Annotated in this window: 12 protein-coding genes; 11 read left to right on the top strand and 1 reads right to left on the bottom strand. The window is 35.8% G+C overall.

Features of this window, described 5'->3' with window-relative positions:
• Window positions 1–3: 3 nt before the first annotated feature.
• Window positions 4–714 (bottom strand): RNA polymerase sporulation sigma factor SigK, encoded by a 711-nt coding sequence (sigK, locus tag I2490_RS15765; protein WP_206460711.1) that lies wholly within the window; start codon window positions 712–714, stop codon window positions 4–6.
• A 300-nt stretch (window positions 715–1,014) separates the two neighbouring features.
• Here sigK and I2490_RS15760 point away from each other — a divergent pair, with 300 nt between their 5' ends.
• The 11 genes from I2490_RS15760 (at window position 1,015) to I2490_RS15710 (ending at window position 13,666) form a co-directional block, all read left to right on the top strand.
• On the top strand, window positions 1,015–1,590 hold the full coding sequence (locus I2490_RS15760) for a Maf family protein (RefSeq protein ID WP_206460710.1): 576 nt from the start codon (window positions 1,015–1,017) through the stop codon (window positions 1,588–1,590).
• An 80-nt stretch (window positions 1,591–1,670) separates the two neighbouring features.
• A complete protein-coding gene (gene radC / locus I2490_RS15755) occupies window positions 1,671–2,333 on the top strand; it encodes a RadC family protein (protein ID WP_245157240.1) in 663 nt (220 codons plus the stop codon).
• Window positions 2,334–2,370: 37 nt separating this feature from the next.
• Window positions 2,371–3,405: a rod shape-determining protein gene (locus I2490_RS15750; RefSeq protein ID WP_206460708.1), complete on the top strand. Its 1,035-nt coding sequence runs from the start codon at window positions 2,371–2,373 to the stop codon at window positions 3,403–3,405.
• A 14-nt stretch (window positions 3,406–3,419) separates the two neighbouring features.
• Window positions 3,420–4,244, top strand: coding sequence for a rod shape-determining protein MreC (gene mreC / locus I2490_RS15745; protein ID WP_206460707.1), 825 nt, complete (start codon window positions 3,420–3,422; stop codon window positions 4,242–4,244).
• A 21-nt stretch (window positions 4,245–4,265) separates the two neighbouring features.
• Window positions 4,266–4,760: a rod shape-determining protein MreD gene (gene mreD / locus I2490_RS15740; RefSeq protein ID WP_206460706.1), complete on the top strand. Its 495-nt coding sequence runs from the start codon at window positions 4,266–4,268 to the stop codon at window positions 4,758–4,760.
• Window positions 4,761–4,772: 12 nt separating this feature from the next.
• On the top strand, window positions 4,773–7,529 hold the full coding sequence (locus I2490_RS15735; RefSeq protein ID WP_206460705.1) for a penicillin-binding transpeptidase domain-containing protein: 2,757 nt from the start codon (window positions 4,773–4,775) through the stop codon (window positions 7,527–7,529).
• Window positions 7,530–7,543: 14 nt separating this feature from the next.
• Window positions 7,544–8,263 carry a septum site-determining protein MinD gene (gene minD / locus I2490_RS15730; RefSeq protein WP_206460704.1) on the top strand — a complete coding sequence of 240 codons (720 nt, stop codon included), beginning with the start codon at window positions 7,544–7,546 and terminating at the stop codon, window positions 8,261–8,263.
• A gap of 195 nt (window positions 8,264–8,458) precedes the next feature.
• A complete protein-coding gene (locus tag I2490_RS15725; RefSeq protein WP_206460703.1) occupies window positions 8,459–9,697 on the top strand; it encodes a PocR ligand-binding domain-containing protein in 1,239 nt (412 codons plus the stop codon).
• 39 nt (window positions 9,698–9,736) lie between these two features.
• Entirely contained in the window at window positions 9,737–10,789 is a 1,053-nt protein-coding gene (locus I2490_RS15720; RefSeq protein WP_206460702.1) for a helix-turn-helix domain-containing protein, read from the top strand.
• A gap of 385 nt (window positions 10,790–11,174) precedes the next feature.
• The gene (gene pduB, locus I2490_RS15715; protein WP_206460701.1) at window positions 11,175–11,978 is read left to right on the top strand and encodes a propanediol utilization microcompartment protein PduB; all 804 of its coding nucleotides are present in this window, start codon (window positions 11,175–11,177) and stop codon (window positions 11,976–11,978) included.
• A gap of 20 nt (window positions 11,979–11,998) precedes the next feature.
• Window positions 11,999–13,666, top strand: a complete 1,668-nt coding sequence (locus I2490_RS15710) for a propanediol/glycerol family dehydratase large subunit (RefSeq protein WP_206460700.1) — start codon at window positions 11,999–12,001, stop codon at window positions 13,664–13,666.
• Window positions 13,667–13,675 lie beyond the last annotated feature (9 nt).

Below are 13,675 nucleotides of genomic sequence, written 5' to 3'. Positions count from 1 at the left end.
CTCTTAAAATTCTAGTTCGTCAGAAAATGCTTCTTTTAATTTTGAAATGGCTTTTTTTTCAATGCGAGACACATAGGAGCGGGAGATACCAAGCTCTTTTGCCACTTCACGCTGGGTTTTACAGCCTTGACCGGATAAACCAAAGCGTTTAATGATGACGCTGCGTTCACGATCTTTTAAAAGTTCAGTTATCGCAGTATATAATTTCTTGACCTGTATTTTATTATCAATATCATCTAGAATTGCATCAGCATCGGTACCTAAAATATCATTAAAGCTTATTTCATTACCATCTTTGTCTGTTCCAATTGGGTCATTCAAAGAAATCTCTACCCTTGCTTTTTTGTTACTTCGAATGGACATTAATATTTCATTTTCAATACATTTTGCCGCATAAGTAGCCAGACGTACCGATCTCCCGACTTTATATGTATTTACAGCTTTGATCAATCCAATGGTACCGATCGAAATTAAGTCGTCTGGGTTTTTTCCTGTGTTGCCATATTTTTTTGCAATGTGTGCCACCAATCTGAGATTGCGTTCCACTAAAATGTTTTTTGCTTCCTTGTCTCCTGATTCATAAAGCTTTAAATAGTAAGCCTCTTCTTTATCAGTTAGGGGTTGAGGAAAGGAATTACCCATAGAAACATAGGAGGAAAGCAATACCAGGGGATTCGATAGCAACAGAGAAGTGAGAATTAACGATAGGCTCATTCTGTGATTCCCCTTTCCTAAATTGTCGGTCAATGTTAGAAGTATATGAAAGGAAATGGAAAATAGTGCCTGTCAGGATAAAGAAATGTTAGGTAAAAGTGTTTTTATCATAAAATACATCTTTAAATAGGATTCTTTCTTAGTTGTCAGCTCGGAAGTATTTTATGGTTGTTTTCTTTTATTATTTCACGTTTTTTTCACACGTTTATACCTTGTATTAAGCCATTCAAAATGCTACAATGTTATGTACGCATAGTTTGACAAAATACACAAAAAAATGATACACAATGAGGAATAAGAATGAAATCCAAGATTATTCTTGCTTCTGGCTCTCCCAGAAGAGTAGATATGATGCAAAAACATGGAATTTTTCCGGAAATAATAAAACCAGAGGTAGATGAAACACTGCCAAAGGATATTTCCGTTTGCCAATCGGTAATGTATCTTGCTTTAAAAAAAGCACTTTATGTGGAAAAGAAGTGCCAAAACGGTATTATTTTAGCTGCGGATACTTTGGTATATAAGAACGAAATTTTAGGCAAGCCAAAGGATTATGAGGACGCTGTACGTATATTAAAGTTATTACGAAATAAAAAGCATCTTGTTTTAACGGGTGTGGCAATTGTAGAAGCAAATACGACAAATCGAAGAGTGTTTTATGAATCGACGGAGGTCATTTTTAAAAATTATTCCGATCAGGATATTATAGATTATATTGAAAGCGGCGAAGTATGGGATAAGGCTGGAGCTTATGCCATTCAAGGCAGTTTTTCTAAGTATATTGATGCGTTTATAGGAGATTATGATAATGTAGTGGGATTTCCTTGGAAACGCATTCTGAAGGAATTAGATTTTCTTGGGTTTGGGGAACTATAATGACGAGAGTTTCTTTCTATAGGGAAAGGAGTCTCAAAGTGAAGCAAGAGAAACTAAAAAAAACGATTACTATAAAGGAAATGCCGTGGGAAGAACGTCCACGTGAAAAAATGATGAAATATGGTGTTTCTTCCCTGTCAAATATTGAATTACTAGCGATTTTGATTGGAAGCGGAACAAGAAACACTACTGCATTATCCTTGGCAGCAAGAATCATATCCCTTGAAAAAGATGGTATTTCTTTTTTAGGTCATTGTTTGCCACAGGATTTGTGTGCCGTTAAAGGTGTTGGCATGGCAAAATCATGCCAAATTGTTGCTGCAATTACACTTGGAAAAAGAATTGCTACAAATCCAAGAAGTAAACGTATTCGTATTAATTCACCCGACGAGATTGCGGCACTCTTTATGGAGGAATTACGTTATTTAAAAAAAGAGTTTTTTCGAGTTTTACTTTTAAATACAAAAAATGAGATTATAGGAATCGAAGATGCTTCTATAGGAAATTTAAACAGTTCGATTGTTCATCCGCGAGAGATTTTTTGCTCTGCGATTAAAAAGAGTGCTTCGTCTATGATTGTTGTACATAATCATCCAAGTGGGCATCCGAAACCAAGTCAGAATGACTTGGATGTCACTACACGTTTAGTGGAATCAGGGAAGATATTGGGAATCTCTGTGGTGGATCATTTAATCATCGGCGATGGTGTCTATGTTAGTTTTAAAGAGAAAGGATTGCTTTAATTTGCAGAGAATGCAAAGTATATAGGGGGAAAATGACATGAATTTTAGGTTTTTTTCACAGGATTTAGGAATTGATTTAGGAACTGCAAATACTTTGATTTATTCAAAGAATAAGGGAATTATATTAAATGAACCTTCGGTGATTGCGGTGGATGAAAGTACAAATCAAGTATTGGCAACTGGGCGCGAAGCAAAAGAAATGCTTGGAAGAGCTCCAAGGCACATTCGTGTGGTACGTCCATTACAGGATGGAGTAATCTCTGATTTTGTTATGACGCAAACCATGCTAAAGGAATACTTAAATAAAGCCGTAGCGCAACGCTCTGCATTTTCGCAAATTCGTGTTGTCGTAGGGGTCCCTTCCGGTGTAACCGAAGTTGAGAAACGAGCGGTGGAGGAAGTCGTGCGTCAAATGGGTGCTAAGGATGTATACATTTTAGATGAACCAATGGCAGCTGCAATTGGTTCCGGTCTTAATGTTGATGAACCAAATGGATGTATGGTAGCAGATATTGGAGGAGGTACTTCTGATATTGCCATCATTGCTTTGGGTGGAATTGTAAACAGTACGTCACTTCGATTTGCCGGTGATAAGATGGACGAGGCAATTGTAGCATATATGAGAAAGAATTTTAATCTTTTAATTGGTGAGAAAACAGCAGAAGAAATAAAAAAGACGGTGGGTTGTGTTTTCCCGGATGAAGATAGTGAAAATCTATCTATGGAGGCCAGAGGAAGAGATATTATCAGTGGTTTGCCAAAAACCATTGCTGTCACATCTGCTGACATTATGAAGGCTCTGGAAGAACCGGTAAGTACATTGATTGAGGGCATTAAAAATACTTTAGAAAAAGCGCCACCGGAATTGGCAGCTGATATTGTAAATAATGGACTTGTTTTAACTGGAGGCGGAGCATTGCTTCGTGGTATGGGTAAGCTAATAAATTATAGTACAGGTATGCATGTAACAATTGCAGAAAATGCCTTAGAAGCAGTAGCCGAAGGAACAGGGAGAAGTTTAGAAAGTATTGAAGGGGTAAAGCGACACGCATATCGAAATAGAAAGTATTAATGGAGTGAAGAATAGTGAAGTGGTTTAGAGAGCACACGAGACTTGCAACCGTGATTGGCGTGTTTTTGAGTTTGATAATCATTATTGCAGTTTCTTTTGTAAATAAAGGGAACAATTCTTGGCTTGGAAGAAAATTAGAAGGTGGAATTACCCAAGTACAGGAACCTCTTTCCGATGCCGGAAATGGAGTAAGCAATGGCTTCTCTGGAATTTTCCGATTTCGGTCTGTATTAAAAGAAAATGAGAAATTAAAGGCGGAAATTTCAAAATTAAATCAGCAAATTATTAAAAATCGATTAAGTGAATTAGAGCTGCAAGAATTACGAGAGTTATCAAGTAGTTTAAATTATGTGGGTGGAGACAGAAGTTATAATCATATCACCGCAGATGTCATTGCGTTGGATGGATCAAATTGGTTTAATCTATTTACGATTAATGCCGGAACAAAGGATGGAGTAAAGAAAGATTCCATTGTCGTAGGTGGAGATGGTTTGATTGGACGTGTGCTTGAGGTTGGTAACGATTGGGCGAAAATTATTTCGCTCATTGATGAAAACAGCAATGTTAGTTTTCAGGTTTCTCGAAATCTCCAACTTCTTGGAATTTTATCCGGAGATGGAAAAGGAAGTTTAAAAGGTTATATGTTGGATCCGGAAGCTTCGGTAGGAGAAGGGGATATGCTCCTTACTTCCGGCATTGGCATTTATCCTCAAGGTATTCCGATTGGAAAGGTAAGCAGCGTTACATTAGATACAGATTCTCTTTTAAAAACGTTGACAATTGAACCGGTGGTTTACTTTAAGAACATTCAAAAAGTTACCGTTATTATTCCAGATTAATAAATAAAGAGGGGCGAAAAGGTGAAATACTGGCATTCTTTTTTACTCTTTCTGGGTGCGTTCTTGCTACAGTCTACCGTATTAAATCATTTAAGCTTTTTTGGTGTTACACCAAATTTAGTCTTAAGTCTTGTGATTGTACTAACATTCTTATACGATGGCTACCATGGTGTTGTAGGTGGAATATTTTTTGGACTGATACAAGATTTGTGCTTTGGAGAGATATTAGGTATTGCTTCCTTTGGATATTTTATCATTGGGTTGAGCATTTTATATGTTAAAAATTTATTGTATCAAGATAATGTATTGTCCATGTTGTTTGTAACCATAAGCAGTACATTAAGTTTTCATTTGATATATTGGGCTGTTTTTTTTATATTTAAAGGACATTATCATTTTCTGTTTATGGCAAAGACATTGCCGATTTCTATAATTTACAATAGTATCTTTACGATTTCTTATTATTTAATCATTGGTAAAAGATTGGAAAAAAATCCAAAAGATCGGTATGTTTAACGGGGATTTTCTATGAATCATTGGATCAAATCAAGAAACAATCAAATATTACTGGCCACTTGCATACTAATGAGTATGCTTATGGCACGTCTTTTTTTTCTCACAGTGGTACAGGGCAGTGATTGGTCAGAGACTGCGAGAAATATAAGCGTTAAGAAGCTTTATACGGTTGCACCTCGTGGTCAAATTTATGACCGATATGGCAGGGTGTTAGCTGGAAATAAACCTAGCTTTACGGTCCATTTTAGTGCCGGAGAGTTAAGTGATGAGGAAATTAATCGAGAAGCTTTGCAATTAATTGGGATTTTAGAAGAAAATGGAGACTTATATCGAGATAACTTCCCAATTGTTATGGATGGAAATGGCGGATTCTATTATACCTTTAATCGAACCATTCAAGATTGGTTGGCTGCGCAGGGAATGCCGGCAACTTTTACTGCAGAGCAGTCGTTCAATGAAATACGACGAAGAAATAATATTGATGAGGGTATGGATAAATATGAGGCACAATCACAGCTTCAGACGGTATATAACATTTATCCTCCAATTTCTGTAAAGAATATGGAGTTTTTAGAAACGCTTGAATTAAATAGTTTTTTAGATCGTTATTATTTGGATCATGATTTGTCTGCAAAAGATGCTTTTTTATCTTTACGTGAACAATGTCAAATTGATCCTTCCTTACCGGATTCACAGGCTAGAAAAATTTTGATGGTAAGAAATGAGTTGGCGGCACAAGGATATCGGCGCTATATTCCGGCGACGATTGCGAAAGATGTGTCGGACCGCACTATTATTACGATTGAAGAACGTAGCTCTGATTTGCTGGGAGTTGATGTTGTAGCAGAATCTGTTCGTTATTATCCAAACGATAATACTGCGGCGCACATTCTTGGATATTTAGGTCAAATATCGGAAAGCGAAAAAGAAAGCTATATGGAAAAAGGTTATAGCGTCAGTGATATGGTTGGCAAGGATGGCATTGAAAAGAAATATGAAGAGATTTTAAAGGGCAGAGATGGAATAAAAAGTGTAGAAGTAAATGCATATGGAGAACAAACCCGTATTATTAGTGATACAAAAACAGAAAAGGGAAAAGATGTTTATCTTACTTTAGATCTAGAACTTCAAAAAACCGCAGAAGATGCTTTGGAACAGGCGCTGTTGGCCATTCAAAAAGGCGGCTCTTTTCAAAGTAAATGGGGAAATTATAAATATGGAACTGCGTATTCAAACGCAAATGTTGGAGCGGTAGTTGCATTGGATGTAAAAACAGGAGATGTTCTTGCAATGGCAAGTTATCCTGATTTTAATCCCAATTTATTTGCAACAGGAATTACAAAAGAAGACTGGCAATCATTGCAAGGAAAGAATTTGCGTGATCCTCTTTCACCAGTGCCTCTTTTTAACGTTGCAGCAAGAACCGCGGTACAGCCTGGCTCTACGTTTAAGCTTGTCACCGCAACGGCGGCATTGGAAAGTGGTCTGGATCCGCAAAGAAAGCTTCGCGACGGTGGATACGTTAAATTAGGACGGCGTACCTATGGCTGTCTCTTATGGAATCGATATAAAAGAAACCATGGACTTGTTAATTTATATGAGGCGATTGAGGTTTCTTGCAACTATTATTTTTACGATTTAGTATCAAATAAAGACTATTCAAAAGGTATATCACTTGGGCTGGATCGCAGCATGGGCATCGAAAAAATAATGGAGTATGCACAGCAATATGGTTTGGGATTGCCGACCGGTATTGAAATTGCGGAAACTGTGGCACCTGTACCTACTGCAGAAGGTAAAATGAAGAATACAAAGAGCGCATTACGAAATGTATTATTTAGTCGTGCAGAATTGTATTTTACAAAAGAAACGATTGCAAATAAAGAAAAGCTAAATAGTTATATTGATCAGATTGTAAGCTGGACAGAAGAAAATCCAAGTTATTCAGAAACCTTAAAAAGAATGAAAAACGTAGGATTAAAAGAAGATATGCAGGATACGGTTGCTGATTTATGTAAATTCTCTTATTATAATATGGCTGCCTTCACAACTGGGGACGAATTGAATATTTCCATTGGGCAAGGTGAAAATGCATATACACCTCTTCAAATGGCAAATTATATTGCAACGCTTGCAAATAAAGGTGTACTGAATCAAGTAAGTGTTGTAAAAGGTGTTGAAGGAAAAGGAGCACTTGAAAAAGTACCCGGAACGAAAATGAACATTACGGATGATTCTATTTTTGATGATCTCATAGAAGGAATGCATCGAGTGGCCTCTGGTTCAAAAGGAAGTGCAAGAGGTGTTTTTGGAAACTTTCCTGTAACTGTTGCGGCAAAGACTGGTACTGCAGAAAGAGGCGGTAAAATTAATCCTCCGGATGAAGTCGAATATGTAAAAAAATATCTTTCTCGTATTGACAGTCGATTGCGATGGAGTGATGTAGAAGAAAAAATGTATAGTCTTATGGAGGAATATCCTGAGGTGTACCAAACGAAAAATTCTGCTGTACGCCAAGCAGTTATGCTTCTGAGCAACGGGAAAGTTACTGCTGCTAAAATTGATGCATACAAAGCTGATTATGATAATTTTGCCTGGTTTGTGTGCCTCGCTCCGATTGAAGAACCACAGATTGCTATTTCTGTTTTACTTTTTCAAGGTGGATCCGGTGGATATGCTGCACCGATAGCAAGGGAAATCATTGCACAGTATATGGGGTTGGATCAAGCTTATACAGATTATGATTTAAGCACCACGATAACACAGTAAGGAGTAAAGAGAATATGAAGGAAGTCATAGTAATCGCCTCAGGAAAAGGAGGCGTAGGCAAAACTGTTTTTGCAGCGAATATGGGAGCTGTTCTAGCACAGCGAGATGCAAAAGTGTTGCTTTTGGATATGAATATGGGCTTACGAAATCTTGATCTCTGCTTAGGCATGGAAAGTCGTGTTGTATATGATGTTGCAGATGTATTATTTGGAGTATGTCGGTTAAAGCAAGCCTTGATAAGGGATCGGCGCTTTCCAGAGCTCTATCTCATGTCAGCAGCGCAAGGGAAAGAAACAGCAAGTTTGGAAATCGCTCAAGTAGAATCTCTTTATGAGAAATTAAAATCAATGTTTGATTATATCATTGTGGACGCACCTACGGGAATTGGACGTGGTTTGGAACTTGCAGCTGCGGGAGCAGATCGTGCTGTGATTGTTGCCATACCAGAATATGCATCGCTTCGTGACGCCGATATGGTAGATCGGATATTAACCGACTATGGAATTTCAAAGAGAAAATATGTAGTTAATAAGGTAAAGGCTGATCTCTTTGGACAGGGTAGTTTTCCTAGCTTAGAAGAAATGTCAGAAGTTTTGCGAATGGAGATGGCTGGAGTCATTCAATATGATGAAAACATTCACATTGCGGCAAACAATGGAGTCCCGATTGTTTATAAGAAAGGTACATACGTTTCTGACAATTTTAATCATATTGTAGATCGTATTTTACGATAAAATTTACTAAAAATGCCCAGTGTACTATCATAGATTCTAGTATACTGGGCATTTTTAGTAAATTCTCAGATAGGACAAAAAATTACTCTTTACGGAAGTTTTTATACATTGTAGGATAGTATTTTTTTGTTATAATATATAATTAAGTGAAAAATCAAATTATTCACAAAAGATAAAAGTGAAGAGAGGTGAAATATGGACACGATTAGATCTATTCACGATATTATTGATACGGAAGAGCTACAAAATATACAAGATAATTTTGCTGAATCAGTGGGAATGGCATTTATTACAGTTGATTATAAAGGAAAACCAGTAACAAAACAAAGTGGATTTACTGAGTTTTGCGCAAGAGGCAGAAAAAATCCAAATTTTAAAGATTTATGCTACCAATGTGATGCACATGGAGGATTGCATGCAGCAATAACAGGTAAACCACATATTTATATTTGCCATGCAGGACTGATTGATTTTGCAGTACCATTAATTTATGAAGATAATTATTATGGCGCAATCATGGGTGGCCAAATCAGTACAAATTATGAAAATCTTGAGGATTCTCTTCAGTTAGAAAAGGTAATTGAGAGAAAAACTAATTGGGAGGATTTACCCGAAATTGTTGAGGCGTATAACAGCGTCAATAAGATTTCGTTAAACAGAATCAAAGCAGTAGTAAATTTAATGTTTGAATATATGCAGAATTTAATGGAAAAAGGCAATCTTCAATGCGTTCAAGATGAATTAGAATTAAAGCAGCTTGAAGTTTTAGAAGAGAAAAGAATCAGACTTGATTTAGAAAAAAGAATAAAGGAAACCAAATTTCTCTCTTCCTTCGGTTTAAAGTATTCTTCCCTTTTTTCTATTTTAAGCGTGATATCAAGATTAGCTTATTTAGAAAATGCAAAAAGAACAGAGAATTCAATTTATATATTGGCTAATATGCTTCGATATACCGCAGAGAACATTAATAATCAAATAAGTACTTTAGGAGATGAAATTACTTATGTAGAAAATTATTTGAAATTACAGAGTATACGGTTAGAAAACAGATTAAAATTTAAAATAAATGTAGACGAGCAGTTTTATAATGTAAGCTGCCCGCTTATGATTATTCAACCAATTGTTGCATATGCGATAGAGTTTGCAATAGAGCCAAAAAAACAAGGTGGAGAAATAAAAATAAATTGTGTTCAAAAAGAAAATGATATAATTGTTTCGATTGAAGATAACGGTATTGGAATACCGGTAGATACTATTGAAAATATAATGAATGAAGATTCCATAATGAATTTGGAAATGGATCGTTTTGAATTATACAAAATTAATAAGTGTTTGGTGGGGTTATTTGGTAAGAAATATAAATTAATGATTAAAAAGTTAACCGATGAAGTAGGCACTATGGTGAATTTAAGATTACCTATCAATAGTATATAGTAAATTGAGTTTACGAATTAAACTTTTGGAGGAAAAAAAATGTGTAATGTGCTTATTGTAGATAATGATAAAATTGAAAGATATGTTACAAAAGATGTTTTAAAACATCATTTCGATAATGTAAATAATATTTTTGAGGCAGAGAATAGTGAAGAGGCATATAAATTATTAGATGTAAGTGTTATCGATTTGCTTATTTCTAATCTTTCCAATTCGGGTCTGAATCTAATGAATCTTGTTAAATTTACAAAGCAGAAAAATCCAAATGCCTCTGTAATTTTAACTACGTCAAAGAGTGAAAAAGAAGTAGCTCATGCCGTTTTGAAATTAAAAGCCGATGGCTATTTGCTAAAGCCATTCAGCCCAGATTTATTATTATCCATTGCGAAACCATATATTGAAAAGAACGAATTATTAAATACGGATTTTGCATTTTCTAAGATTGAAGAGTCATTAAAACAGCTGAAATCTGGAATAAGAGAACATCTTTATAAAAAATGTATTATTTATGCGAAATCATTTTTAAATGATGTATATAATGAAGAGTTGGATACCAATCAAAGATGTGAAATGGTAGTAGGATATCTTCAAGGAATTACAGAAATTGCAGAAGAGTATAATTTAGATAATATAGACATTTTTAAAACCATAACAAAAGAAGTGAAACTAAAGTTTGAGAAATATGGTTTACGGTATAATTCCTATTTATTAGTTACAGATATGCTTACGCAAATGTTTGATGAACTAGATAAAGATTACTATTATTCTGATGAAATCACTAAGGTTTTAAACTATATTGATCGAAATATTAAATTTGGAATTACTTTGGAAGAAGCCGCAGATTATGTAAATATGAGTTCTTGTTACTTTAGTAAATTATTTAAGAAGGTAACGAAGAATAACTTTATTACATATATTACAAACAGTAAGATTGAACTGGCAAAAGAAATGCTACGTTATACGGAGATGCCAATTATTAATATTGCATATGAATTATCTTATAATGAAACCAATTATTTCAGTAAGGCATTTAAAAAGAATGTAGGATTTACTCCTTCTGAATATCGAGATAAGTATTTAAAGATAAATTAAAATTAAATCATTTAATAAAATTCTATCCGCTTATAGTGAAAAATTGCACTGTAAGCGGATTTTTTATTGTTTTCTTCATATAAAAATTTAATTCTAAGTTTATCGAATGAAATATTTTTTCCTTAAAGAACAAAAAAACACATCACTAATAAGTGCATGTTAAAAAATTTCTCTATAAAATAGGATTTCTTTTCAGCAATTTAATGCATTATATCACCAAGAAAATCCATCGTACTTTTTATTTTGCTTTTATATAATACCAAGCATAAAAACTATTTTACAAAAATTCAGAAAAAGGAGGTTCCATTACCAGCAAACTTAAAAAGATATTCAATGAATCATTGAATAAAAAATCTAATGTGAATCTAATATGGAGGTATTTTAGATGAAAGATGAATTAATGAGCAAAATTCTGGAAGAAGTGATGAAGAAGGTTGACAGCAACGAACAAACAAAAGAGCAACCTGCTTCACAATCTTGTGCAGTTGGTAGTTGCGGACTAACCGAATTTGTTGGTACCGCTGCCGGAAATACAATTGGGTTAGTAATTGCAAACGTAGACCACCAAATTCATGAAAAGATGGGTATTGACAAAAAATATCGATCAATCGGTATTGTAGGTGGAAGAACCGGAGCAGGCCCTCAGATTTTTGCTGCAGATGAAGCGGTAAAGGCTACAAATAGTGACATCCTATCGATTGAATTGCCAAGAGATACTGAAGGCGGTGCAGGGCATGGTTCCTTAATTATTTTTGGGGCAGAAGACGTATCCGATGTGCGAAGAGCCGTTGAAGTATGCTTAAAAGATTTAGATAGAACGTTTGGTGATGTATACGGAACTCCGGCAGGTCATCTTGAGTTTCAATATACAGCGAGAGCAAGCTTTGCTTTAAATAAAGCATTTGGAGCACCAATTGGTAAATCATTTGGTATTACTGTAGGTGCACCAGCGGCAATCGGCGTAGTACTTGCAGATACAGCAGTAAAAGCTGCAACGGTTGATGTACTTGCATATTCCAGTCCGGCAAATGGCGGAACAAGCTATTCAAACGAAGTTATTTTGGCATTCTCTGGTGATTCTGGTGCTGTTAAGCAAGCAATTGTGGCAGCAAGAGATGTTGGTAAGCAGTTACTTGGTGCTTTGGATGGCAGTCCTATTAATTCAACAACAACACCTTACATACTATAAATCTGGAAAGGAGCAAGAGGATGAAAAAATCAAAACGTTTTGAAGTATTAGCAAACAGACCGGTGAACCAAGATGGTTTTGTTACCGAATGGCCGGAAGTAGGTTTGATTGCAATGAACAGTCCTTTCGACCCAAAACCGAGTATTAAAATAAAAGACGGAAAGATTGTTGAATTAGATGGAAAAGCAAGAGCAGAATTCGATATGCTTGATACTTATATTGCTGATTATGCGATTAAGGTTGAAAATGCTGAAAAAGTAATGTCTATGGATTCTTTAGAAATTGCAAGGAAAATGTGTGACATTAATGTTCCAAGAAAAGAGATTTTAGACTTAACACTATCCATGACTCCTGCAAAAATAGTTGAGGTTGTCGGCAAGATGAATGTCTTGGAAATGATGATGGCAGTTACAAAAATGAGAGCCAGATTAATTCCAAGCAACCAGTGTCATGTAACAAATGTAAAAGATTCTTTTGTTCAGATTGCTGCGGATGCTGCGGAAGCTGCATTAAGAGGATTTGATGAACAAGAGACTACTGTTGGTGTAGCAAGACTTGCTCCATTTAATGCCATGGGTATATTTATTGGTTCGCAAGTTGGTAGACCCGGAATTCTTACTCAATGTGCGGTAGAAGAAGCGACTGAGTTAATTATGGGTATGAGAGGATTTACTACCTATGCAGAAACGGTATCTGTTTATGGTACAGAACCGGTGTTTATGGATGGAGATGATACTCCGTATTCAAAGACATTTTTAGCGTCCTGTTATGCATCCAGAGGTCTTAAGATGCGTTTTACATCTGGTACCGGTTCAGAAGTGCAAATGGGATATGCAGAAGGTAAGTCGATGCTTTATTTGGAGGCGCGTTGTTTGTATGTCACAAAAGGTGCAGGTGTTCAAGGCATTCAGAATGGTTCTGTAAGCTGCGTTGGTGTACCTGGCGGTGTTCCGGGTGGAATCAGAGCAATTTTAGCAGAAAATTTAATTGCTATGGCTCTTGACCTTGAATGTGCTTCATCAAATGACCAGACCTTTACACATTCCGATTTAAGAAGATGTGCACGTTCCTTAATGCAGATGGTTCCGGGCACTGACTTTATTTGTTCCGGTTATAGCTCGACTCCAAATTATGATAATATGTTTGCCGGTTCAAACTGGGATGCTGAAGATTATGATGATTGGAATATCATTCAAAGAGATTTAAAAATTGATGGTGGACTTCAGCCAGTTGATGAAGAAACTGTTGTAGCTGCAAGAAATAAAGCTGCAAGAGTAATGCAGGGATTGTTTAGAGAACTTGGGCTACCTGAAGTTACGGATGAAGAAGTGGAATGTGCGACTTATGCTCATGGAAGCCAAGATATGCCGGATAGAGATCAGGCAGCAGATATTAAGGCTATTGAAGAAATGATGGCGAAGAAGATTACTGGAGTAGATTTTGTTAAGGCATTGAACAAAGCAGGATTCCCGGATGTTGCGGATAGTATATTTAAGATGCTCAAACAGAGAATTGCCGGTGACTATTTACATACATCTGCAATAGTTGATGAAAATTTCCATGTAATTAGTGCTGTAAACTATCCTAATAATTATCGTGGTCCACAGACCGGATATCAAATTAGTGAAGATAGATGGGAACAGATTAAGAGTATTCATAATGCTGTTAGTCCTGAAGATGTGAAATAGGAGGTGGAA

It is taken from the genome of Anaerovorax sp. IOR16 (genome assembly GCF_017168145.1).
Classification (GTDB): domain Bacteria; phylum Bacillota; class Clostridia; order Peptostreptococcales; family Anaerovoracaceae; genus IOR16.
The sequence above is the reverse complement of the archived record's forward strand: the minus strand, read 5'-3'. Positions and strand labels throughout refer to the sequence as shown.

Bases quoted from the DNA above. Each gene is read 5' to 3' on its own strand.
- sigK (WP_206460711.1), bottom strand. From the start codon at position 714: ATGAGCCTATCGTTAATTCTCACTTCTCTGTTGCTATCGAATCCCCTG.
- I2490_RS15760 (WP_206460710.1), top strand. From the start codon at position 1,015: ATGAAATCCAAGATTATTCTTGCTTCTGGCTCTCCCAGAAGAGTAGAT.
- radC (WP_245157240.1), top strand. From the start codon at position 1,671: ATGCCGTGGGAAGAACGTCCACGTGAAAAAATGATGAAATATGGTGTT.
- I2490_RS15750 (WP_206460708.1), top strand. From the start codon at position 2,371: ATGAATTTTAGGTTTTTTTCACAGGATTTAGGAATTGATTTAGGAACT.
- I2490_RS15735 (WP_206460705.1), top strand. From the start codon at position 4,773: ATGAATCATTGGATCAAATCAAGAAACAATCAAATATTACTGGCCACT.
- minD (WP_206460704.1), top strand. From the start codon at position 7,544: ATGAAGGAAGTCATAGTAATCGCCTCAGGAAAAGGAGGCGTAGGCAAA.
- I2490_RS15725 (WP_206460703.1), top strand. From the start codon at position 8,459: ATGGACACGATTAGATCTATTCACGATATTATTGATACGGAAGAGCTA.
- I2490_RS15720 (WP_206460702.1), top strand. From the start codon at position 9,737: ATGTGTAATGTGCTTATTGTAGATAATGATAAAATTGAAAGATATGTT.
- pduB (WP_206460701.1), top strand. From the start codon at position 11,175: ATGAAAGATGAATTAATGAGCAAAATTCTGGAAGAAGTGATGAAGAAG.
- I2490_RS15710 (WP_206460700.1), top strand. From the start codon at position 11,999: ATGAAAAAATCAAAACGTTTTGAAGTATTAGCAAACAGACCGGTGAAC.